This window comes from Streptomyces sp. NPDC051963 (assembly GCF_044593495.1).
GTDB lineage: Bacteria > Actinomycetota > Actinomycetes > Streptomycetales > Streptomycetaceae > Streptomyces.
The window spans coordinates 448,331-467,983 of sequence record NZ_JBIUCC010000003.1 but is presented as its reverse complement, the minus strand read 5'-3'; the positions used below and the strand labels follow the sequence as shown (position 1 = coordinate 467,983).

The 19,653-nt window shown below is 70.1% G+C and carries 21 protein-coding genes; 18 read left to right on the top strand and 3 right to left on the bottom strand.

All coding sequences use genetic code 11. The features are described from left to right. Window positions 1-32 precede the first annotated feature (32 nt). Window positions 33-1,067, bottom strand: a complete 1,035-nt coding sequence (locus tag ACIHFB_RS14390; protein ID WP_400126920.1) for a zinc-binding dehydrogenase — start codon at window positions 1,065-1,067, stop codon at window positions 33-35. A 267-nt stretch (window positions 1,068-1,334) separates the two neighbouring features. Here ACIHFB_RS14390 and ACIHFB_RS14385 point away from each other — a divergent pair, with 267 nt between their 5' ends. Both ACIHFB_RS14385 and ACIHFB_RS14380 read left to right on the top strand, forming a co-directional pair. Then, window positions 1,335-1,826 carry a MarR family transcriptional regulator gene (locus ACIHFB_RS14385; protein WP_365285961.1) on the top strand — a complete coding sequence of 164 codons (492 nt, stop codon included), beginning with the start codon at window positions 1,335-1,337 and terminating at the stop codon, window positions 1,824-1,826. Between the two features lie 49 nt (window positions 1,827-1,875). Beyond that, window positions 1,876-2,580, top strand: a complete 705-nt coding sequence (locus tag ACIHFB_RS14380; RefSeq protein ID WP_400126919.1) for a response regulator transcription factor — start codon at window positions 1,876-1,878, stop codon at window positions 2,578-2,580. On the opposite strand, the gene ACIHFB_RS14375 is transcribed toward ACIHFB_RS14380, so the two are convergent. After that, window positions 2,565-3,464, bottom strand: coding sequence for an EamA family transporter (locus tag ACIHFB_RS14375; RefSeq protein WP_365285965.1), 900 nt, complete (start codon window positions 3,462-3,464; stop codon window positions 2,565-2,567). The two genes, ACIHFB_RS14380 and ACIHFB_RS14375, sit on opposite strands and share 16 nt — an antisense overlap. A gap of 68 nt (window positions 3,465-3,532) precedes the next feature. Here ACIHFB_RS14375 and ACIHFB_RS14370 point away from each other — a divergent pair, with 68 nt between their 5' ends. The 7 genes from ACIHFB_RS14370 (at window position 3,533) to ACIHFB_RS14340 (ending at window position 10,252) form a co-directional block, all read left to right on the top strand. Continuing rightward, window positions 3,533-4,387: a LysR family transcriptional regulator gene (locus ACIHFB_RS14370; protein ID WP_400126918.1), complete on the top strand. Its 855-nt coding sequence runs from the start codon at window positions 3,533-3,535 to the stop codon at window positions 4,385-4,387. 109 nt (window positions 4,388-4,496) lie between these two features. Continuing rightward, window positions 4,497-5,147, top strand: coding sequence for a GntR family transcriptional regulator (locus ACIHFB_RS14365; protein WP_365285969.1), 651 nt, complete (start codon window positions 4,497-4,499; stop codon window positions 5,145-5,147). Window positions 5,148-5,195: 48 nt separating this feature from the next. Continuing rightward, window positions 5,196-5,984, top strand: coding sequence for a PIG-L deacetylase family protein (locus ACIHFB_RS14360; RefSeq protein WP_365285971.1), 789 nt, complete (start codon window positions 5,196-5,198; stop codon window positions 5,982-5,984). Next, the gene (locus ACIHFB_RS14355; RefSeq protein WP_400126917.1) at window positions 5,981-6,703 is read left to right on the top strand and encodes a 4-carboxy-4-hydroxy-2-oxoadipate aldolase/oxaloacetate decarboxylase; all 723 of its coding nucleotides are present in this window, start codon (window positions 5,981-5,983) and stop codon (window positions 6,701-6,703) included. Before ACIHFB_RS14360 ends, ACIHFB_RS14355 begins: the two co-directional genes overlap by 4 nt. A 26-nt stretch (window positions 6,704-6,729) precedes the next feature. Continuing rightward, window positions 6,730-7,815: a 4-oxalomesaconate tautomerase gene (locus ACIHFB_RS14350; protein WP_400127156.1), complete on the top strand. Its 1,086-nt coding sequence runs from the start codon at window positions 6,730-6,732 to the stop codon at window positions 7,813-7,815. Continuing rightward, on the top strand, window positions 7,812-8,762 hold the full coding sequence (locus tag ACIHFB_RS14345; RefSeq protein WP_365285975.1) for a VOC family protein: 951 nt from the start codon (window positions 7,812-7,814) through the stop codon (window positions 8,760-8,762). Before ACIHFB_RS14350 ends, ACIHFB_RS14345 begins: the two co-directional genes overlap by 4 nt. Before the next feature lie 161 nt (window positions 8,763-8,923). Next, the gene (locus tag ACIHFB_RS14340; RefSeq protein WP_365285977.1) at window positions 8,924-10,252 is read left to right on the top strand and encodes an aromatic acid/H+ symport family MFS transporter; all 1,329 of its coding nucleotides are present in this window, start codon (window positions 8,924-8,926) and stop codon (window positions 10,250-10,252) included. A 147-nt stretch (window positions 10,253-10,399) separates the two neighbouring features. Here the strand turns inward: ACIHFB_RS14340 and ACIHFB_RS14335 are convergent, their stop codons facing one another. Continuing rightward, the gene (locus ACIHFB_RS14335; protein WP_365280521.1) at window positions 10,400-10,810 is read right to left on the bottom strand and encodes a cupin domain-containing protein; all 411 of its coding nucleotides are present in this window, start codon (window positions 10,808-10,810) and stop codon (window positions 10,400-10,402) included. Between the two features lie 234 nt (window positions 10,811-11,044). Between ACIHFB_RS14335 and ACIHFB_RS14330 the strand changes: the two genes are divergently transcribed. The 9 genes from ACIHFB_RS14330 (at window position 11,045) to ACIHFB_RS14290 (ending at window position 19,640) form a co-directional block, all read left to right on the top strand. Continuing rightward, a complete protein-coding gene (locus ACIHFB_RS14330) occupies window positions 11,045-11,608 on the top strand; it encodes a carboxymuconolactone decarboxylase family protein (protein ID WP_365280563.1) in 564 nt (187 codons plus the stop codon). Continuing rightward, window positions 11,605-13,092, top strand: a complete 1,488-nt coding sequence (locus ACIHFB_RS14325) for a sugar ABC transporter ATP-binding protein (RefSeq protein ID WP_400126916.1) — start codon at window positions 11,605-11,607, stop codon at window positions 13,090-13,092. The genes ACIHFB_RS14330 and ACIHFB_RS14325 overlap by 4 nt, the downstream gene beginning before the upstream one ends. Next, a complete protein-coding gene (locus tag ACIHFB_RS14320; RefSeq protein WP_365280517.1) occupies window positions 13,089-14,108 on the top strand; it encodes an ABC transporter permease in 1,020 nt (339 codons plus the stop codon). The genes ACIHFB_RS14325 and ACIHFB_RS14320 overlap by 4 nt, the downstream gene beginning before the upstream one ends. Window positions 14,109-14,170: 62 nt before the next feature. Beyond that, the gene (locus ACIHFB_RS14315) at window positions 14,171-15,127 is read left to right on the top strand and encodes a sugar ABC transporter substrate-binding protein (RefSeq protein WP_400126915.1); all 957 of its coding nucleotides are present in this window, start codon (window positions 14,171-14,173) and stop codon (window positions 15,125-15,127) included. Window positions 15,128-15,166: 39 nt separating this feature from the next. Then, on the top strand, window positions 15,167-16,099 hold the full coding sequence (locus tag ACIHFB_RS14310) for a LysR family transcriptional regulator (RefSeq protein ID WP_365280514.1): 933 nt from the start codon (window positions 15,167-15,169) through the stop codon (window positions 16,097-16,099). Window positions 16,100-16,115: 16 nt separating this feature from the next. Continuing rightward, window positions 16,116-17,036, top strand: coding sequence for a VOC family protein (locus tag ACIHFB_RS14305; RefSeq protein ID WP_400126914.1), 921 nt, complete (start codon window positions 16,116-16,118; stop codon window positions 17,034-17,036). A gap of 20 nt (window positions 17,037-17,056) precedes the next feature. Next, window positions 17,057-18,505, top strand: a complete 1,449-nt coding sequence (locus tag ACIHFB_RS14300; protein WP_365280508.1) for an NAD-dependent succinate-semialdehyde dehydrogenase — start codon at window positions 17,057-17,059, stop codon at window positions 18,503-18,505. Further along, on the top strand, window positions 18,502-19,269 hold the full coding sequence (locus ACIHFB_RS14295) for a fumarylacetoacetate hydrolase family protein (protein WP_365280505.1): 768 nt from the start codon (window positions 18,502-18,504) through the stop codon (window positions 19,267-19,269). Before ACIHFB_RS14300 ends, ACIHFB_RS14295 begins: the two co-directional genes overlap by 4 nt. Continuing rightward, the gene (locus ACIHFB_RS14290) at window positions 19,269-19,640 is read left to right on the top strand and encodes a VOC family protein (RefSeq protein WP_365280502.1); all 372 of its coding nucleotides are present in this window, start codon (window positions 19,269-19,271) and stop codon (window positions 19,638-19,640) included. The genes ACIHFB_RS14295 and ACIHFB_RS14290 overlap by 1 nt, the downstream gene beginning before the upstream one ends. Window positions 19,641-19,653: the final 13 nt, after the last annotated feature.

Genomic DNA, 19,653 nt, shown 5'->3' with positions numbered 1-19,653 from the left:
GCGATGTCCGCATGGCGCAACCGGCGAAGTGCCTACTCGAACGTCACGACGACCTTCTCCGCGGCCCCCGGCGTCAATGTCAGCTCGAAGGCCGACTCGACCTCGGAGAACGGCACCCGGTGACTGATCAGCTTCGCGAACCGCTCCTGGTGCTCGACGAGTTCGGGCGTCACCTCGAAGATCTCCGTCGGGTACCCCTGCGAGGCGATCAGCGTCAGCTCGCTGCGCAGCATGCCGCCGAGATCGATGGCGTCGGACTTCTTCTGGACGGCGACCATGACCAGCTTCGCGCCCCACTTCGCGGACGCCACGGTGGCGTTGAAGACGGCGGGCGCGCCGGCTGCGTCGATGTAGATGTCGGTCCCGGCACGGGGCTGCCCGAGCGCGTTGGCGGCCGGCCCGTGCAACTCGGTCAGCCGGGCCGTGACGTCCTCGGTGGCGGAGTTGATGACGGCGTCCGCGCCGACGGCGAGGGCCGTCTCAAGGCGCTCGGGGATGACGTCGGCGACGACCACGTGCTCGACCCCGCGCAGCTTCAGCCAGATCGCGGCACCGAGGCCGATGGGCCCGGCGCCGAGCACGACGACCTTGTCGGTGGGCCCGGCCCCGGACCGGTTGACGCAGTGCCGGGCCACTGCCATCGGCTCGTTCAGCGCGGCCACGTCGAAGGGCATCGTGTCGGGGAACACCGCCACGCTCCTGCCCACCTCGACATCCTCGATGAGCAGGTACTCCATCATGCCGCCGAGCCTGCCGCCGCAGCCGATGATGCCGGAGGGCGCGCCCTGGGGATTGACGACGACCCGGTCACCGACCTTCAGGTCCGTGACCTCGGCGCCGACCTCGACGATCTCGCCCGCGGGCTCGTGCCCGAGCGGGATGGGGATCATCGCTCCGCCCGGCCCGAACGGGGCGCCGCCCATGTGCAGGAAGGTCACATCGGTGCCGCAGATGCCGCAGGCACGGATCTTCATCAGCGCATCCCTGGGGCCGGGCGAGGGACGCTCGACGTCCACCACGTCGACGGCGTTCACGGCGCAGGTCTGCACGGACTTCATCGTGGCCATGGGGTGCTCTCTTTCTGGAGTGAGGTGACCGGAGCCGTGTCGGCATCACCGGCCCCGGCGGCGGAACGGGGGGAGTTGTTCCGCCTGCCGGGGCCCGGTGACCGCGCCGTACCCCGTCCCCAGGGGCTCGGCGCCGGGGGCCGTCTCCGCTCGGGACGGCCCGGTCTGTGGACCGGCTTCCTTGACTTAGGCAAGCATGAATGCGTTACTTAAGTCAAGCAATCAATGGCATTGCTTAAGTTAGGCAACGACATCTAAGGTGATCGCATGCCCGCGCAAACCTCCGCAGCACGCGTCACGGCGAACGTGGTCGACATCGAACATCAGCTCACCCGGCTCGCCCATCTGGCCGGCCGGGCCCGGCAGCACGAACGCCTCATGCACATGGCCGGGCTGACGCTCGACCGTGCCGCCGTGGCGATCCTGCGGAGCATCGCCGAGAGCGAGCCGCTGCGACCCGGTGTGCTGGCGGTCCGGCTGTCGGTGGAGGCCTCCCATGTCACCCGGCAGCTAAGGCAGTTGGAGGCGGCGGGCCTCGTGGTCAAGATCGCGGACCCGGACGACCGCCGGGCCCAGCGCGTCCAGCTCACCGACGCCGGGCTGGCAGCGGTGGAGGCCATCCGGGAGGCCAGCCGCCGGGGTCTGCACATGGCGCTGGCGGACTGGTCGGCCGAGGACCTCGATCGGCTCTCCGCCCTGTTCCGGCGGCTGGTCGAGGACTTCGTCGCCCATGCCGAGGACGCCGCGCCCTCCGGGTGACGGAGCCGAGCTCTTCCGCGAAGCGCAATCCCATCCGAAGGGTCCTGTGATGTACGCGAACCTCATGGAGAAACCGTCGCCGCCGCGCGGGAACGGACAGCACGTCCTGGTCGTCGTCGACGACCCCGGCGTCTGTGAACATCTCGCCACCGCACTGGAGTTGGCGGGCTACCGGGTCGGCACCGCGGACACCGGAGTCCAGGGGATGACCCGGCTCGCCGAGCAGCGGTTCGACCTGGTCGTCTGGGACGCCACGCTGCCGGACGGACAGCGTTTCGGCCGGGGCCGCCGGATCGCGCCGGTGGACCGGCCCCGGTTGCTCTTCCTGACCACCTGCGACTCCCTCCCCGGGCTGGTGCCCGAACTCGCCCCGGGGGAGGGGGACTACGTCACCAAGCCCGTGCGGATCGCCGAGGTCCTCGCCAGGGCCCAGGTACTGCTCCGCGATGTGCCGCCCGGACCGAGCGACAGCTCACCCCGCTACGGCGACCTGGTCCTGGACGACGCCACCTGCCGGGCGCGGAGGGGAACCCGGCCGCTGGACCTCACGCCCGCCGAGTACCGGCTGCTGCGTCATCTGCTGGCCAACTCGGGGCGGGTGCTGTCGAAGGAGCAGATCAGCCGGCATGTGTGGGGCGATTTCCGCGCCCACCAGGCCATCGAGAAGCTCGTCTCCCGTCTGCGGGGCAAGGTGGACCGCGAGGAGCCCGCGCTGATCCACACGCGGCGGGGCTTCGGCTACTGGCTCGGCTGAGTCACGATGCTGAGCGCGTTCGCGGCGACGACGGCCGTGACGCCGGCCCACTCCGTCCACCCCAGCCCCTGACCGAGGACGACCCACCCGACCACGGCGGCGAGCACGGGATTGACGCTCATGAACAGACCGAACACCGGCGCAGGCACCCGGCGCAGCGTGAACAGGTCGGCGAGATACGGCACCGCCGAGGACAGCACACCCGCGGCCACGGCACACCCGGCGGCCGCCAGGGTCGGCGGATGCCGGACCGCCACCACGATCCCGACCGGCACGAACATCAGCGCGGACAGCCCGGCGGCGGCCGCCGAACCCTGCGCTCCCGGGATGCGGCGCCCCACGGTCCGGTTGAGCAGGATGTACGACGCCCAGCACAGGGCCGCCAACAGGGCCAGCCCCATGCCGAGATAGTCGGCGGACGGCTTGGGGCGCATCAGTACGACGACGCCCGCCACCGCGAGCAGCGCCCAACAGGCGTCCAGGCGCCGCCGGGTGGCCGCGAGCGCGATGCTCAGCGGACCCAGGAACTCCAGGGTCACCGCAAGCCCGAGGCCGATGCGGTCGACGGCGGTGTACAGGGAGAGGTTCATGGTCCCGAACACCAGGGCCAGCAGCAGTACCGGCCACCACTGCCGCCAGGTGAAGGACCTCGGGCGGGGCCTGCCGACCGCCAGGAGCACGGCCGCGGCGACGTACTGGCGTACGGCGACCACCCCGACGGGGCCGATGACGGGGAAGGCGAGGGAGCCGACTGCCGCTCCGAGTTGGTTCGACAGTCCGCTGCCCGCCATGGTGGCCACCCCGGCAAGAGGCGACCGCTCGGGGGCCTGGAGCGGTACGACAGGAGACGTGGATGCGGCGGGGCGTGCGGGTGCTCCTTGCATGCTCCGATCGTGCGCCGCTTCCGTACTTGCGCAAAATGCATTCAACAGCCGATCTATACGATGGACGTATGGATGTGGAGCTGAGGCAGCTGCGTTGTCTTGTCGCGATCGTGGACGAGGGCACCTTCACCGACGCCGCCTTCGCCCTCGACGTCTCCCAGGCCGCCGTCTCCCGCGCGCTCGCGTCGCTGGAGAAGGCCCTGGGCGTACGGCTGTTGAGACGGACCTCGCGCGAAGTGACCCCGACCGGCACCGGACTGCGGGTGGTGGCGCACGCCCGGCGGGTCCTTGCCGAGGTGGACGACCTGGTGCGAGAGGCCGCCTCGGGCCACGCCCGGGTGCGGATCGGTTACGCCTGGTCCGCGCTCGGCCGGCACACCGTCGCCTTCCAGCGCCGCTGGGCCGACCTGCACCCGGAGACCGGTCTGCACCTGGTCCGCGTCAACTCGGGCACGGCCGGTCTCGCGGAGGGCGCCTGCGATCTGGCCGTCGTACGGCGGCCCGTGGACGACCGGCGCTTCGAGTCGGCCATCCTCGGTCTGGAGCGACGGCTGTGCGCGGTGGCCGCCGACGATCCGCTGGCCCGGCGCCGCTCGGTCCGGCTGGCCGATCTCGCCGGACATACACTCCTCGTCGACCGCCGCACCGGCACCACGACCGCGGACCTGTGGCCGCCGGACTCCCGCCCGGCCATCGAGGAGACGCACGACATCGACGACTGGCTCAACGTCATCTCGGCCGGCCGTGGCATCGGCATCACGGCCGAATCCACCGCCAACCAGTATCCGCGGCCCGGCGTCGTCTACCGCCCGGTGCGCGACGCGGAGCCGATAGCGGTACGTCTCGCCTGGTGGCGGGGTGATCCGCATCCCGCCGCGCAGGCCGTGATGGAACTGGCCACCGAGCTGTACCGCACGGGCTGAGGCGCCGCCAGGCACCGAGGTACGGGCAGGCAATACGCCGGACAAAATTGTTGACAATTCTGTTTGGCTAGATTTACGTTCGACAGGCACTCACTCAGGGAGGGCAGCGATGCCGAAACAAGCCCGTCCGAGCACCGGGGAGCAGGCCAAGCAGCATGCGCTCGCGCAGCTGCGGCAGGCGATCCTGCACGGCGAGATGGCACCGGCACAGCGACTGGTGGAGAACGAACTCGCCGAGCAGTTCGGTGTGACACGGGCGAGCATCCGTGCGGCGCTCATCGATCTGGAGGCCCAGGGCCTCGTGGAGCGGATCCGCAACCGCGGCTCGCGGGTGCGGGTGGTGACCGTGGAGGAAGCCGTTGCGATCACCGAGTGCCGGATGGTCCTCGAAGGGCTGTGCGCGGCGAAGGCCGCCCTCGCGGTGAGCGACGAGCAGTTGACGGAGCTGACGGACCTGGGCTCGGCGATGAGCAAGGCCGTGGCCGACGGCGAGCCGCTGACGTACTCCGAACTCAACCACGAACTGCACGCCCGGATCCGGGAGTTCTCCGGCCAGCAGACGGCCGTGGCACTGCTGGAGCGGCTCAACGCCCAACTGGTGCGTCACCGCTTCCAGTTGGCGCTGAGGCCGGGACGTCCGCAGCAGTCCCTGAATGAGCATCTGGCGATGATCGAAGCGATCAAGGCCAGGGACCCGCAGGCGGCCGAAGCGGCCGTCCGCGCCCACCTCACCAGCGTGATCGGCGCGTTGCGCGACTGATGCGCACGGGGCGGGCGCCCCCACCTGTCCACCAAGGAGAAACCAGCAATGACGCACGCCAACGCGCCCTCCCCCAGTCTCGGCTCCGCTCGACCGGGGGGACCCCCATCCCCACCACGGTCGACCCTCGTCGTCACCGCGCACGCCGGGGACTTCGTGTGGCGGGCCGGCGGAGCCATCGCCCTGGCCGCATCCCGGGGGGAGAAAGTCACCGTCGCCTGTCTCACCTTCGGCGAGCGTGGTGAGTCGGCCAAGGCGTGGCGCGAGGGCAAGCAGCTCGACGAGATCAAGGCGATACGCCGGGACGAGGCCGAGCGTGCCGCCGACACCCTCGGCGCCGAGGTCCGCTTCTTCGACGCCGGCGACTACCCGCTGATCGCCACCCCCGAGCTGACCGACCGACTCGTCGAGGTCTGCCGCGAGACCCAGCCGGACGTCGTCCTCACCCACCCCACCGAGGACCCGTACAACGGCGACCACCCGGCCGCCAACCGCATGGCGCTTCAGGCCCGCGTGCTCGCCCAGGCCATCGGCTATCCGGGCCCCGGCGAGATCATCGGCGCTCCGCCCGTCTTCTACTTCGAGCCGCACCAGCCCGAGATGAGCGGCTTCAAGCCCGAGGTCCTGCTCGACATCACCGAGGTGTGGGACGTCAAGCGCAAGGCGATGGAGTGCCTCGGCGCCCAGCAGCACCTGTGGGACTACTACACCGACCTCGCCGTGCGCCGAGGCGTCCAGCTCAAGCGCAACGCGGGGCCCAACCTGGGCCTCGCCCACCAGACCATGGCCGAGGCGTACATGCGTCCCTACCCGCAGATCGCGAAGGAGCTGGCATGAGCGGCGTCATCGTCACCAACCCGCCGAAGGCCCACGCCAAGGACGTCGAGGCGCTCGCCGGGTACGGCGTCGCCACGGTGAGCGAGGCCATGGGCCGAACGGGGCTGCTGGGGCCCGGGATCCGGCCCGTCCAGCAGGGCGTACGGGCCGTCGGCACCGCGGTGACCGTACTCGGCTGGCCCGGCGACAACCTCATGATCCATGCCGCCGTCGAGCAGTGCGGCGAGGGCGACATCCTGGTGGTCACCACCACCTCACCCTGCACGGACGGTCTGTTCGGCGAGCTGTTCGCGACCGCCCTCCAGCGGCGCGGAGTGCGCGGCGTCGTCATCAACACCGGCATCCGCGACACCCAGGAGCTGCGGAACATGGGCTTCGCCGCCTGGTCCCGGGCGGTCTCCGCGCAGGGCACCGTGAAGGCCACCGGCGGTTCGGTCAACGTGCCGGTCGCCATCGACGGGCAGGTCATCCGTCCCGGCGATGTGATCCTCGCCGACGACGACGGCGTCGTCGTCGTCCCCCGCGAGCGGGCCCGGGCCACTGCCGAGGCGGCCGAGGCGCGCGAGGCCAAGGAGGCCAGGACGCGTACCGCCTTCCTCGACGGTGAACTCGGCCTGGACCGCTACGGGTTGCGGGAGACGCTCGAGCGGCTCGGCGTCGAGTACAAGAGCTACGAAGAGTACACAGCGTACGCGGCGGACCAGGGGGAGCGGTCGTGAGCGGGCGGTCCGTGGAGGTGCCCTGCATGCTGATGCGCGGCGGCACCTCCAAAGGCGCCTACTTCCTGGCCGGGGAACTGCCCGTCGAACCCGGTGAGCGTGACGACCTGCTGTTGCGCGTCATGGGTAGCCCCGACCCGCGCCAGATCGACGGCCTGGGCGGCGCGCACCCGCTGACCAGCAAGGTGGCCGTGGTCTCCCGCTCGGCCGACCCCGAGACGGACGTCGACTACCTGTTCCTGCAAGTCGGAGTCGACCGCCCCGAGGTCACCGACCGGCAGAACTGCGGCAACCTCCTCGCCGGGGTCGGCCCCTTCGCCGTGGAACGCGGTCTGGTGGAGGCGGACGGCGCCGAGACGACCGTACGGATCCGGATGCTCAACACCGGAGACCTCGCCGTCGCGACCTTCCCCACCCCCGGCGGCCGGGTCGACTACACCGGCTCCGCCGAGATCTCCGGCGTGCCGGGCACCGCCGCGGCCGTCGTCATCGAGTTCCCGCAGGGCGCCGGCCCGCTGCTGCCCACCGGCCATGCCCGCGACACCGTCGCCGGCACCGATGTCACCTGTGTGGACAACGGGATGCCGACCGTGCTGATCCCCGCCACCGCCCTGGGTGTCACCGGCTACGAGGCGCCCGAGGACCTGGAGGAGGACGACACCCTCGCCGGCCGGCTGCGGGAAATCCGGCTGGCGGCAGGGAAGTTGATGGGCCTCGGGGACGTGGAGGGCACCACCGTGCCCAAGCTCAGCCTGCTCGCGCCGCCCCGGGACGGCGGTGCGGTGACGACCCGCACCTTCATCCCCGTCCGCTGCCACACCTCCATCGGCGTCCTGGGCGCCGCGAGCGTGGCGGCCGGGCTGCTCGTCCCCGGCGCCGTGGGGGAGGGGATCGCCGAGCCCTCCGTGCAGAGTGACCGCATACGCATCGAGCACCCCACCGGATTCCTGGACATCGAGACCAGCGTGGAGCCCGGATCCGCAGGGACCTCGCCCGTGGTCCGTCGCACCGCGGTCGTGCGTACGGCACGGAAGATCTTCGACGGCACCGTTTTCCCCCGGTCCGCCGCGACCGCACCGATACCCGCACAACCTCTTGGAGGTCCACGATGACTCCGCCGCTCGGTGACATCGCCCATGTCGGCCACGCCCAGCTGTTCACCCCGGACCTGGACGCCAGTGTCGCCTTCTTCACCGACTACCTGGGCCTGACCGTCAACGGGCAGCAGGCAGACACCGTTTACCTGCGGACCTTCGACGACTACGAGCACCACAGCCTGGTGCTCACCGCCCGTGAACAGCCCGGCCTCGGCCGGCTCGCGCTGCGCACCTCCAGCGAGGAGGCGCTCCAGCGCCGGGTGAAGGCGGTGGAGGAGGCGGGCGGCTCCGGCCACTGGGTCGAGGACGAGCCCGGCCTCGGCAAGCTCTACGTCACGACCGACCCGGACGGCCATGAGCACGCGTTGTACTGGGAGAGCCAACACTACGAAGCCCCCGAGGAGTTGCGGCCCGCGCTGAAGAACCAGCCGCAGGCCAAGCCCAACCGGGGCGTGGGTGTGCGCCGGCTGGACCACATCAACTTCCTCGCCGCCGACGTGCTCGCCAACGCGGAGTTCCAGGAACAGCTCCTGGGCGCCCGTCCCACGGAGCAGATCCGGCTCGACACCGGGAAGGTCGCGGCCCGCTGGCTGACCTTCACCGACAAGTCGTACGACGTCGTCTACACCTCGGACTGGACCGGTTCCACCGGCCGACTGCACCACATCGCGTTCGCCACGGACACCCGCGAGGACATCCTGCGCGCCGCCGATCTCGCCATCGACACGGGCGTGTTCATCGAGACCGGCCCGCACAAGCACGCCATCCAGCAGACGTTCTTCCTCTACGTCTACGAGCCGGGCGGCAACCGCATCGAGCTGTGCAATCCGCTCACGCGTCTGGTGCTGGCCCCCGACTGGCCGCTGATCACCTGGACCGAGGCCGAGCGGGCCAAGGGGCAGGCCTGGGGGCTGCGGACCATCGAGTCGTTCCACACGCACGGCACGCCGCCGGTCGGCTGAACCGGCCCGCAGGGAGCCACCCCAGCCCCTCATCAATCGTCGATGAGATTGTTGACAAAAGCGTTGACACTCTTGGGGTGGCTCCTTAGCGTCAGTCCGCACACCGGGTCGACCGCACGAGCCGCATCGACCCTCCCCCCGAGCCTCAGAGGAAAACGAAGATGTCCTCCTCCCTCTCCCTGTCCGCCCGCGGCGGCAGACTGGCCTTCCTGGTCGTCGGACTGTGCTGGCTGGCCGTGCTCTTCGACGGCCTCGACATGTTCATCTACGGCTCGGTGCTGCCGCACCTGCTGGAGACGAAGACCTTCGGCCTCACCCCGGACCAGGCCGGCGACCTCGGCAGCTACGCCACCTTCGGCATGCTGATCGGAGCCCTGACCGCGGGCACGATCGCGGACCGGATCGGGCGCAAGAAGCTCATGGTCGCCTGCGTGATCGTCTTCTCGCTGGCCTCCGCCCTGTGCGCGATCGCGGACAGCGTCGCCGTCTTCGGCCTCGGCCGGACCCTGGCGGGCATCGGCCTCGGCGGTCTACTGCCGACCGCGATCAGCATGGTCTCCGACTACGCCCCGCGCGGGCGCGGCGCCATCATCATCGGCCTGCTGATGACCGCCCACCACGCGGGCGGCATCCTCTCCGCCTACGTCGCCAAGTGGCTGGTGGAGCCGGTCGGCTGGCGGGCCGCGTTCTGGGTCTGTGTGCTCCCGCTGCTCTTCGCACCGGTGCTCGCCAAGTTCCTGCCCGAGTCGCTGAGCTTCCTCGTCGCCAAGGGCCGTACCGAGGAGGCCGGTGAGCTGGCCGCCCGCTACGACGTCGAACTGCCCGCCGCCAAGTCCGACAAGCAGGGCGCGGCCGACCGCTGGACGAACCTGGTCAACCTCTTCCGCGGCGGCGAGTGGAGCCAGACCCTGCTGTACTGGCTGGCCTCCTTCGGCGGTCTGCTGCTCGTCTACGGCGTCGCCACCTGGCTGCCCACCCTGATGCGCGCCGAGGGCTACGAGCTGGGCTCCGCCCTGTCCTTCGTGGTCGTCTTCAACCTCGGTGGCATCGTGGGCATGCTGGTCGCGGGCCGGGCCGCCGACCGGTTCGGCGCTCCGCGCATCTCGGCGATCTGGTTCGCGCTCACTGCAGCCGGGGTCTTCCTGCTCAGCGTCCACATGCCGATGAGCGTGACGATGATCGTCGTCTTCTTCACGGGCGTCTTCCTCAACAGCGCCCAGACGATGATCTACGCGACCGTCTCGATCCGCTCCACCCCGGACAGCCGTGCCACCGCCGTCGGCTGGACCTCCGGCATGGGCCGCTTCGGCGCCGTCTTCGGCCCGTGGCTCGGCGGCCAGCTGCTCGCCGCGGGCAACGGGGACTGGGGCTTCACCGCGTTCGCCATCGCCGGTCTGTCGTCCATGGTCTTCATCGGTGTCGCGGCCCTGCGCAGTGCCAAGCGCGGGGCGCGCAGCGGGAGCGGGCGGGAGCTGGCCGGAGTGCACTGACTGCCGTCGCAGGGCCGTTGTTCGTCGGGTGCGGCCCGGTGGGGGCTGGTCGCGCAGTTCCCCGCGCCCCTGAAGGGGCGCTCACCTGCACGTACCTAAGGGGCGCGGGGAACTGCGCGCCAAGCCCCCACCGGGCCGCGGCAGAGATCAGTCCTTGCCCATCTGGTCCTCCGCCGACAGGTGTTCCACCGTTCTGCCGGTCGCGGTGAACGTGCGCGTGACATGGCCGGACGAGTACACCCACAGGATGCGCAGTGGGCGGTCGCCGATGTTGCGGAACAGATGAGGGACGGGGGAGGGGACGTACACGGTGTCGAACTGCTCCAGCTCGGTCACCTCACCGTCCACCCACACCTCCGCCTCCCCGTCGAGGATCGTCACGTGCTCATCGCAGTTGTGCGAGTGCAGGGGCGCCCCGGAACCCACCGGATACACACTCATCCCGCTGGTGATCCGGTTCTCCCCGCCCGCCGAGGGCGTGGTGATCAGCGGTGTCGTCACGACGGACCCGCCCCGGTCGAGCGGGGGCACGGACGCGACCTTGATGATCGTGGTCATCCGGAAAATCCTCTCCACGTCAGGGTGATGCGTCGAACGACGTTAGGTCGCGCCCCGGCGAATGGGTGCCCTCCGGCGTGCAGGTTTACCTTGCAATCCAGGCGGGGGTGAGCACCTCGCACCCGGCTGTACCGTCGGCACGCATCGCACGGCGTCCCGTTCCGTGCCCGCAACGCGCCGGAAAGAAAAGGCAGGTACGGCCAGATGAGGCTCCCCGTTCTCAGCGATGAGGAAATGACCCCGCGGCAGCAGGAGCTGGCCGCTCGTATCGCCGGCCGGCGCGGTGCCGTCCGTGGTCCGTTCCGGGTCTGGCTGCACAGCCCGGAGATGTGCGAACGGGCCGAGTCCCTCGGTGCGTTCGCCCGCTTCGACTGCTCCCTGCCGAAGCACCTGCGCGAACTCGCGCTGCTGATGGCCGCCCGGAACTGGGACGCGCAGTACTCGTGGAACGCCCATGTGCACCAGGCCGTCGAGGCCGGTGTCCCGCAGGCCGCGGTCGACGCCGTCGCCGAGAAGCGCGAGGCCGTCCTCGACAGCGAGCCGGACCAGGCCTTCTACCAGTTCTGCCGCGAGGTCCTCGACGACCACTTCGTCTCGGACGAGACCTTCGCCCGCGCCCACGAGCACTTCGGCGCCAAGGGACTCGTCGACACCATCGGCGCTCTCGGCAACTTCACCATGCTCGGCATGTGCCTGAACGCCTTCCAGGTGGACCTCCAGGCCGACAAGGAACCGCCCTTCCCCGACGTCCGTGGCTTCGCGCGGGTGGCCGTCGACGACGATCGGGTGCGGTCGTGACACCGCTGGTCCGAGTGCGCGGCGTCAGCAAGAGCTTCGGCGGAGCGGCCGCCCTCAAAGGCGTCGACCTCGACGTCCACCCCGGTGAGGTGCACGCCCTCATGGGCATGAACGGCGCCGGCAAGTCGACACTGGTGCAGGTCCTCTCCGGCATCCACCAGCCCGACGCCGGCACGGTCGACGTCGACGGCCGGGAGCACTCGGGGCTGACCGTGCGCAGGGCCCGCAAGCTCGGCATCTCCTCCGTGCCGCAGCGCCGCGAGCTGGCGATGGGACTGACCGTCGCCGAGAACGTCATGCTGGGCGATCTGCCCACCCGGCGCGGCACGGTGGACTGGACCGCGGTCCGGGACCGGGCCCGCGAGGCGCTGCACGACCTCGGCATCGACATCGACGTCCAACGCGTCGCGGGCTCCCTCACCGTCGCCGAGCAGACCATGGTCGAGGTGGCGCGCGAGGTCCGCCGCGGCGGCCGGATCCTGATCCTCGACGAGCCGACCGCCTGTCTGAGCGCCGGGGACGCGGACCGGATCCGGGCGCTGGTACGGCTGTTGCGCGACGAGGGCGTCGCCGTCGTCTACATCTCGCACTACATCGACGAGGTCATGGCCGTCGCCGACCGCCTCACCGTGCTGCGGGACGGCGCCGTCGTGCGCACCGCACCCGCCGCGGAGCTCGACCCGGCGTCGCTGGTCCGCAGCATGGTCGGCCGGGACGTCGTCTCGCACCGGCCCGAACGCCCCGGCCCGAAGGACGAACTCGGCCTGGCCGTACGCGGACTGAGCCAGGGCCGGGCCGTCCAGGACTTCACCGTCGAGGTGCGCAAGGGCGAGATCGTCGCCGTCCTCGGCCCCGCCGGCGACGCCCAGTCCCGGCTGTTCGACCTGCTGTCCGGGCGGCAGCGCCCCGACTCGGGCGAACTGCACGTCGACGGCCGCCCGGTGCCCTTCGGCCGCGTCACCGCCTCGCTCGCCAGCGGCCTGCGCTGCGTCACCGGCGACCGACGCACCCTCGGCCTGGTCCCCGGGCTGTCCCTCGACGAGAACCTGATGCTGGCCGACGACCGCTTCGCCCGCCGCCGACTGCACCGCCGTACCGAACTCGCCCGTCGCGCCCGATCGCGGCGACAGAGCTACGGCGTGGTCGCGCTCGCCGGAAACCCGCCGGTGAGCGCGCTGTCCGGCGGCAACCAGCAGAAGGTGCTGCTCGCCAAGTGGCTGGAGACCCAGCCCGTCGCCTGCTTCCTCGAAGACCCCACCAACGGCGTGGACGTCGCGGCCATGGCCGACATCCACAGCCTCGTCGACGACCTCGCCTCGCGCGGCGTGGCCGTACTGCTCGCCTCCTCGTCCGCCGAGGAGGTCATGCGGCTCGCCGACCGGGTCGTCGTCGTCAGCGCCGGCCGCACGGTCGCCGAGCACCTCATCACCGCCATCACCCGCGACGAGCTCGTCGCCACCGCTCTCGGAGGTCGACCCCAGTGAGCCTCAAGACCCCCTCCGCCTCCCCGGACGCCGTGGCCCGCTCGTCCGAGGGCGGCGTATCCCGGCTGACACCACGGGCGCTGTTGCGGATGCCCCACGGTGGACTGATCGTCGTCCTCGTCCTGGTGTGCGTGTTCACCGCCCTCAACGCGGACGCCTTCACCACCCAGCAGAACCTGCTCAACGTGCTGCGGCAGATCAGCGTGACCGCCGTCATCGCGGCCGGGCTGACCCTGCTGATGACCGCGGGCGGCATGGACTTCTCCATGGGCAGCAACGCGGCCGTCACGGTGTCGGTGGGCGCCGTCCTGCTCTCCGACGGCCACTCCACAGCCGTGACGGTGGTCCTCACCCTGCTGCTCGCCACCCTGATCGGCCTGGTGAACGGCCTGGTGGTGACGTTCACCAGGGTCGCCCCCTTCGTCGCCACGCTGGCCTCCGCGATGCTGCTGGACGGCGTCGCCCTGCTCGTCCTCAACGGGGAGAGCATCACCATCGGGGACAAGCTGTTCGCCCTCGGCAACTCCAAGTTGCTCGGTATTCCGTACCTGTTGATCGTCGCGATCCTCGTGCTCGCGGTCATCGGTCTGGCGATGCGGTTCACCACGTTCGGCCGCGACGCCTTCGCGATGGGCGGCAACGAGCAGGTGGCCCGGCTCAGCGGCATCAACGTCCCCGCGCGCAAGCTCGCCCTGTACGCCCTCGCCGGCGGCCTCGCGGGTCTGGCCGGGCTGATGCTGCTGTCCCGGCTCGGCGCCGCCGCCCCCAACACCGGTGGGCTGCAGACCCAGTTGACCGCGGTCGCCGCGGTGGTCATCGGCGGCACCTCGCTGGCCGGCGGTCACGGCACGATCTTCGGCACGGTCCTCGGCTGTGTGCTGCTCGGGGTGGTCGCCAATGCCCTCAACCTGCTCCAGGTCAACAGCTATTACCAATACGTCGTGACGGGCGGAGTGCTGCTGATCGCCGCCGTCGTCAATGAATTCCAGCGCACATCCGCGCCGCCCGGACATTGAGGCACCGCTCCCGAATTGCGTATATGCACCTTCTCTTCGATGACGCAGGAAAGGCGTAATCCATGATGCCCACCACCCGATCCGCCCGCGTTTGTGCGGCCGCGCTCGTCAGCACCGCAGCCCTGGTGCTCTCCGGTTGCGGCTCGGCGAACGGCGCCGGCTCAGCCGACTCCGTTTCCCTCGGGTTCGTCAACGGGGCCAACACTCACTTCCACACCTGTCTGCTCAAGGCGATCGAGCAGACGGCCAAATCGGACGGGGCCACGGTCTACTCAGCCAACTCCAAGCAGGACGCCGGGACCGAGCTGTCCAACATCGAGGACATGATCGCCCGGAGCGTGGACGCCCTGATCGTGCAGACGGTCAACGTCGATGCCCTGGAGGGCGACATAGCCAAGGCCAAGGCCGCGGGCATCCCGATCTATCTGACCTCCGTGGCCACCGACGACATGTCGGACGTCCTCGGCGTGGCCAAGGTCGACCTGAAGAAGGTCGGTGCACTGGACGCCGGGTGGATCGAGAAGGACGCGGCCGGCAAGGACGTGACGGTCGGCATCGTCGCGGGAGCCCCCGGCGCCGCCTCCGACCTGCTGGTGGGCGGCTTCACCGACGCCCTGCCGGACACCGCGAAGGTGGTCGCGAACCAGCCCGGCATGTTCAACCCCGTCAAGGCCCAGGACGTCGCCGAGAACATGATCCAGGCCCATCCGGACCTGGACTACGCCTTCGTCGCCAACGAGGAGATGGCCTTCGCGGTCCGCAAGGCGTTCGACGCGGCGGGCGCCGAGGACGTCAGGATCGTGTCCGTCAACGGCACCGAGGAGGGCGTCGCCGCGGTCAAGGACGGCCGGCTCTCCGCCACCGTGGCCAACTCGGCGATGACCATCGGACAGACCGCGGTCAAGAACACGATCGGCCTGCTCGACGACGACAAGACCGTTGACAAGATTGCCAACATTCCTCTTGTCTTGGTCGACAAGAACAACGTGAGCGAAGCACCCCAGTACTGCCCCAAGTAAGGGGCCCCCACCGGGAACCGGTGCTGCCCGGAGGAAAACATGGATCGTCTGCTCCTCATGCACAGCTTCGTCACAGTCGCCCAGGTGGGCAGTTTCAGCGGAGCCGCCAAGAAGCTGGGCTCATCGGGCTCACTGGTGTCACGGCACGTCGCCGAACTGGAACGGCAGGTCGGCGTCCGTCTCGTCAACCGCACCGCCCGCTCCGTGAGTCTCACCGAACCGGGCCAGCGATACGCCGAATTCGCCGCCCGCATTCTCGACGAGATCGAGGCCGAGGACGCGGGCATAGCCCAGCTCCACGACCGTGCCGAGGGAACCCTCAGCATCATCTGCCCGAAATGGATCGGCAGCCTGGATCTCGGTGACGCCATCGCCGCATTCTCGGCGGCCCATCCGAAAATCCAGGTCAGATTCGAACTCGGCGGAATGTCCGACCGTACCTACGACTTCCTGGACGGCGGATTCGACATCGCCTTCCACACCCGGGACCTGCGGGACTCCAGCGTCCGGCTCAAGAAGATCGCCTCACTGCCCTTCGTGCTCTGCGCATCGGAGGAGTACATCAAGAACCGGGGCTCGCTCGCCCACCCCAACGACATCGCCGCCCACGACTGCCTGGTGCACGTCAACGACCCGGTCTGGCGCATCGGTCACGGTCACGCCAGCACCCTGCACAAGATCCGCAACATCGCCTTCTCGTCCAACTCCTACCTCGCGCTGCAGAAAGCGGCCGTTCACGGGCGGGGCCTGGCGCTGCTGCCGCAGCGTCCGGCATACGACGACCTGGTCTCCGGTGCCCTTCAGGTGCTGCTGCCCGAACTGGCGGTGCCCGACCGCCCGCTCTATGCCATCTACGGGCCGGGGGCGGACACCCCGCGTAAGATCAGCGTCTTTCTGGACTTCCTCGCCGAATGGTTCTCGCAGAATCCCATTCCCGCGATCCGACCGTCGACGAAAGAAACGATTGCGTAGTAAGAAATGAGGAACCATGGGAATCCAGAGAATCGAATCGGTAACCTATGGCATCAACGACCTCGATCAATGTGTCAGGTTCTTCGACGACTTCGGTCTGTTCCTGGTGGAACGCACCGACGAGCACGCGGTGTTCGAGACACTCACCGGCCAGACCCTCCATCTGGACACCGACCCCGGCTCACTGCTGCCACCCCCCGTGGAAAGCGGCCCCACCCTGCGCGAGGTCGTATGGGGTGTCGACACTCCGCAGGCACTGCACCGCCTCGCGGCCGAGGCGGGCCGTGACCGCAAGGTCATGGCGAGCGTCGACGGCGTCCACCACACCGTCGACGAGACCGGCTTCGGCGTCGGCCTGACCCTGGCCCGTCCGAAGCCCGCACCCGTCACGCCCCGCCCGGCCAACGCGCTGGGCAGCGTGAACCGCTGGAACACCGCTCTGGAGGCGATCACCCGGGTCCGTCCGCTGCGCATGTGCCATGTGGCACTCAACATCCCCAAGGACGGCAAGGACGAGGCCGTCGCCTTCTACACCGACCGCCTCGGTTTCCGCCCGACCGACGTCGTCGAGCCCATGGGCGTCTTCATGCAGGCACCGGGCGACGACGACCAGCACACCATGCTGCTCTGCCACCGCCCCGACAGCGCCGGCGTCAACCACATCGCCTACGAGGTCCCCGGCTTCGACGACGTGGTGGAAGGCGGCAACCACATGATCGAGCACGGCTGGCGGGAGGCCCGCAGGCTCGGCCGCCACACCATCGGCTCGAACGTCTTCCGCTTTCTGCACGCGCCCTGCGGCGGCCGGGTCGAGTACGCCGCCGACATGGACCGGGTCGACGACCGCTACGAGACCCGCGTCCACGAGACGACCCCGCCCCACCACATCTGGGCCCTGCGCACCAACCGCGACCAGGAAGCCCCTGCCCGGTCCTGACCCTGAGAGGGCACCCATCCATGACCACCGACCACGGCTACCCCGCCGTCCGCATGTACATCGCGGGCGAGTGGTGCCAGGGCGGCACCGGACGTACCGCCCCGATCGTGAACCCGGCCACCGAGCGGGTGATCGGAGAAGTCCCGCTCGCCGACACCGCCGACCTCGACCGCGCGCTCGCCGCCGCCGAACAGGGCTTCAGGGCCTGGCGTGACACGCCCATAGCCAGGCGTACGGCGATCCTGCACACCGCCGCCGACCTGCTCACCGAACGCGCCGCCGAAGTCGGCCGGATCATGACGACGGAGCAGGGCAAGCCCCTCGCGGAGGCCGCCGGTGAGGCCCGCCGGGTCGCCGACACCCTGCGCTGGCACGCCGACGACGCCCGGCGCGCGTACGGCCGTATCGTCCCGTCCGCGCCCGGCACCCTGCTGACCGTGCGCCGCGAACCGATCGGCCCCGTCGCCTCGTTCGTGCCGTGGAACTTCCCGGCGGGCGGACCGATGCGCAAGATCTCCTCGGCCCTGGCCGCCGGCTGCTCGATCATCATCAAGGCCTCCGAGGAGACCCCGGCGACCGCCTGTGCTCTGGTGCGTTGCTTCGCCGACGCCGGTGTCCCGGCCGGGGCGCTCAACCTCGTCTTCGGTGAACCCGCGGAAGTCTCCGCCCACTTGATCGCCTCGCCGGTCACCCGTCTGGTCGCCTTCACCGGCTCGGTCCCCGTCGGCAAACTCCTCGCCGCCGCGGCCGGCCAGGTCATGAAGCCCTCGCTGATGGAGCTGGGCGGCCACGCCCCGGTCATCGTGTGCGCGGACGCCGACCCGGCCACGGCCGCCCGCCGCGCCGCCCGGGCCAAGTTCGTCAACGCCGGCCAGGTGTGCACCTCCCCGAGCCGCTTCCTGGTCCACGAGAGCCTGGTCGAGGACTTCACCGCCGAGTTCGTGCAGGCCGCCGAGGCGGTCGTCGTCGGGGACGGGCTCCACGAGGGCACGACCATGGGGCCGTTGGCCAACGAGCGCCGGCTGACAGCCATGGAGCGCCTCACCGCCGATGCCGTGTCCCGTGGCGCCAAGGTGCTCACCGGCGGCGAACGCCCGGACCGCGCCGGGTACTTCTTCGCGCCGACCGTCCTGACCGACGTACCGGCGGACGCGGAGCTGATGCGCGAGGAGCCGTTCGGGCCACTCGCGCCGATCGTCCCCTTCACCGACCTCGACGAGGCGCTGCGGACGGCGAACGAGCTGCCGTACGGCCTGGCCGCCTATGGCTTCACCGAGTCCGCCGCGACCGCCGAACGGCTGGTGAGCGGGCTGGAGGCCGGGATCCTCTCCGTCAACCACTGCGGTGGCTCCGTGCACGAGGCACCCTCGGGTGGCGTCAAGGACAGCGGATACGGCAGGGAGGGCGGGCCCGAGGCACTGGACGCCTACCTCGTCACCAAGCGCGTCTCCCACCTGCTGGCGTCATGAGGTACACGCGCGTATCGGTCGACGGCCGTCCGACGTGGGGGCGGGTGGGGGAGGAGGACATCGAGCTGCTGTCCGGCTCCCCGCTCGAAGGCGAACCGACCGCCGTCGGAACGGTCCCGCAGGCCACCGCCCGCTGGCTGCCGGTCGTCGTCCCGCCCGTGTTCTACGCGGTCGGCATGAACTACCGGCGGCACATCGAGCACGCGGGCGCCGAGATGCCGAGCCGCCCCGAGGTCGGCTACCGGGCCAACAACGCGCTCACCGGCCACCGTTCACCCATCGTCAAGCCGCGCGAGGTCGAGGGCCGCTTCGAGGCCGAGCCGGAACTCGTCGCCGTCATCGGCAGCACGGTCCGGCACGCGTCGTACGGCGAGGCGCGCGAGTGCGTCTTCGGCTGGACGATCGGCAACGACATCAGCGCCCGCACCTGGCAGCACCAGGACCGCACGTTCTGGCGCAGCAAGAACAGCGACACGTTCAAGCCCATGGGCCCCTGGATCGAGACCGACGTCGACGCGCTCGCCCAGACCACCACGCTCCGCGTCAACGGCGAGGTGCGCGCAACCTTCCCGACCGGCGACATGGTCTTCGACCCCTTCACCTACATCGTCGAGATGACCAAGCACCTCACCCTGCACCCCGGTGACGTGCTGTGGATGGGCGCCGAGGCCACCTGCCGGCTTCAGCCCGGGGACACCGTGGACGTCGAGATCAGCGGCATCGGGGTGCTGTCCAACCCCGTACGACTCGAAGGGAATCAGTGATGAGCAACGCACCCCGCTACATCCACCACGTCAACTTCCCCACCACGGACCCCGATCGCACCGCCGAGTGGTATACGAAGGTCTTCGGCATGAAGCGGATCATGCCCAAGTCCAACACCCGAGTGGTGCTGATGACGCGCGGCAACTTCGACCTGCACTTCACGCCGGTCGAGGAGATGGAGCGCATGGCGCCCTACCACTTCGCCGTCGAGGTCGACGACTGGGACGACTTCCTCGCCCACCTCCAGGACCTGGGCATCCGCCACACCCGGCCGATCGAACGGCCCGAGAACCAGTCCAAGTTCTGCTACATCCACGACCCGGACCACACCATGATCGAGCTGGTGTACCACGGCCGCCGCCCCAACTGAGCGCCGAGATACG

Coding starts and splice junctions, on each gene's coding strand:
- ACIHFB_RS14335 (WP_365280521.1), bottom strand. CDS start 10,810: ATGACCACGATCATCAAGGTCGCGTCCGTGCCCCCGCTCGACCGGGGC.
- ACIHFB_RS14290 (WP_365280502.1), top strand. CDS start 19,269: ATGAGCAACGCACCCCGCTACATCCACCACGTCAACTTCCCCACCACG.
- ACIHFB_RS14315 (WP_400126915.1), top strand. CDS start 14,171: ATGATGCCCACCACCCGATCCGCCCGCGTTTGTGCGGCCGCGCTCGTC.
- ACIHFB_RS14385 (WP_365285961.1), top strand. CDS start 1,335: ATGCCCGCGCAAACCTCCGCAGCACGCGTCACGGCGAACGTGGTCGAC.
- ACIHFB_RS14310 (WP_365280514.1), top strand. CDS start 15,167: ATGGATCGTCTGCTCCTCATGCACAGCTTCGTCACAGTCGCCCAGGTG.
- ACIHFB_RS14330 (WP_365280563.1), top strand. CDS start 11,045: ATGACCCCGCGGCAGCAGGAGCTGGCCGCTCGTATCGCCGGCCGGCGC.
- ACIHFB_RS14380 (WP_400126919.1), top strand. CDS start 1,876: ATGTACGCGAACCTCATGGAGAAACCGTCGCCGCCGCGCGGGAACGGA.
- ACIHFB_RS14370 (WP_400126918.1), top strand. CDS start 3,533: ATGGATGTGGAGCTGAGGCAGCTGCGTTGTCTTGTCGCGATCGTGGAC.
- ACIHFB_RS14300 (WP_365280508.1), top strand. CDS start 17,057: ATGACCACCGACCACGGCTACCCCGCCGTCCGCATGTACATCGCGGGC.
- ACIHFB_RS14340 (WP_365285977.1), top strand. CDS start 8,924: ATGTCCTCCTCCCTCTCCCTGTCCGCCCGCGGCGGCAGACTGGCCTTC.
- ACIHFB_RS14390 (WP_400126920.1), bottom strand. CDS start 1,067: ATGGCCACGATGAAGTCCGTGCAGACCTGCGCCGTGAACGCCGTCGAC.
- ACIHFB_RS14305 (WP_400126914.1), top strand. CDS start 16,116: ATGGGAATCCAGAGAATCGAATCGGTAACCTATGGCATCAACGACCTC.
- ACIHFB_RS14345 (WP_365285975.1), top strand. CDS start 7,812: ATGACTCCGCCGCTCGGTGACATCGCCCATGTCGGCCACGCCCAGCTG.
- ACIHFB_RS14355 (WP_400126917.1), top strand. CDS start 5,981: ATGAGCGGCGTCATCGTCACCAACCCGCCGAAGGCCCACGCCAAGGAC.
- ACIHFB_RS14375 (WP_365285965.1), bottom strand. CDS start 3,464: ATGCAAGGAGCACCCGCACGCCCCGCCGCATCCACGTCTCCTGTCGTA.
- ACIHFB_RS14295 (WP_365280505.1), top strand. CDS start 18,502: ATGAGGTACACGCGCGTATCGGTCGACGGCCGTCCGACGTGGGGGCGG.
- ACIHFB_RS14360 (WP_365285971.1), top strand. CDS start 5,196: ATGACGCACGCCAACGCGCCCTCCCCCAGTCTCGGCTCCGCTCGACCG.
- ACIHFB_RS14365 (WP_365285969.1), top strand. CDS start 4,497: ATGCCGAAACAAGCCCGTCCGAGCACCGGGGAGCAGGCCAAGCAGCAT.
- ACIHFB_RS14350 (WP_400127156.1), top strand. CDS start 6,730: ATGCTGATGCGCGGCGGCACCTCCAAAGGCGCCTACTTCCTGGCCGGG.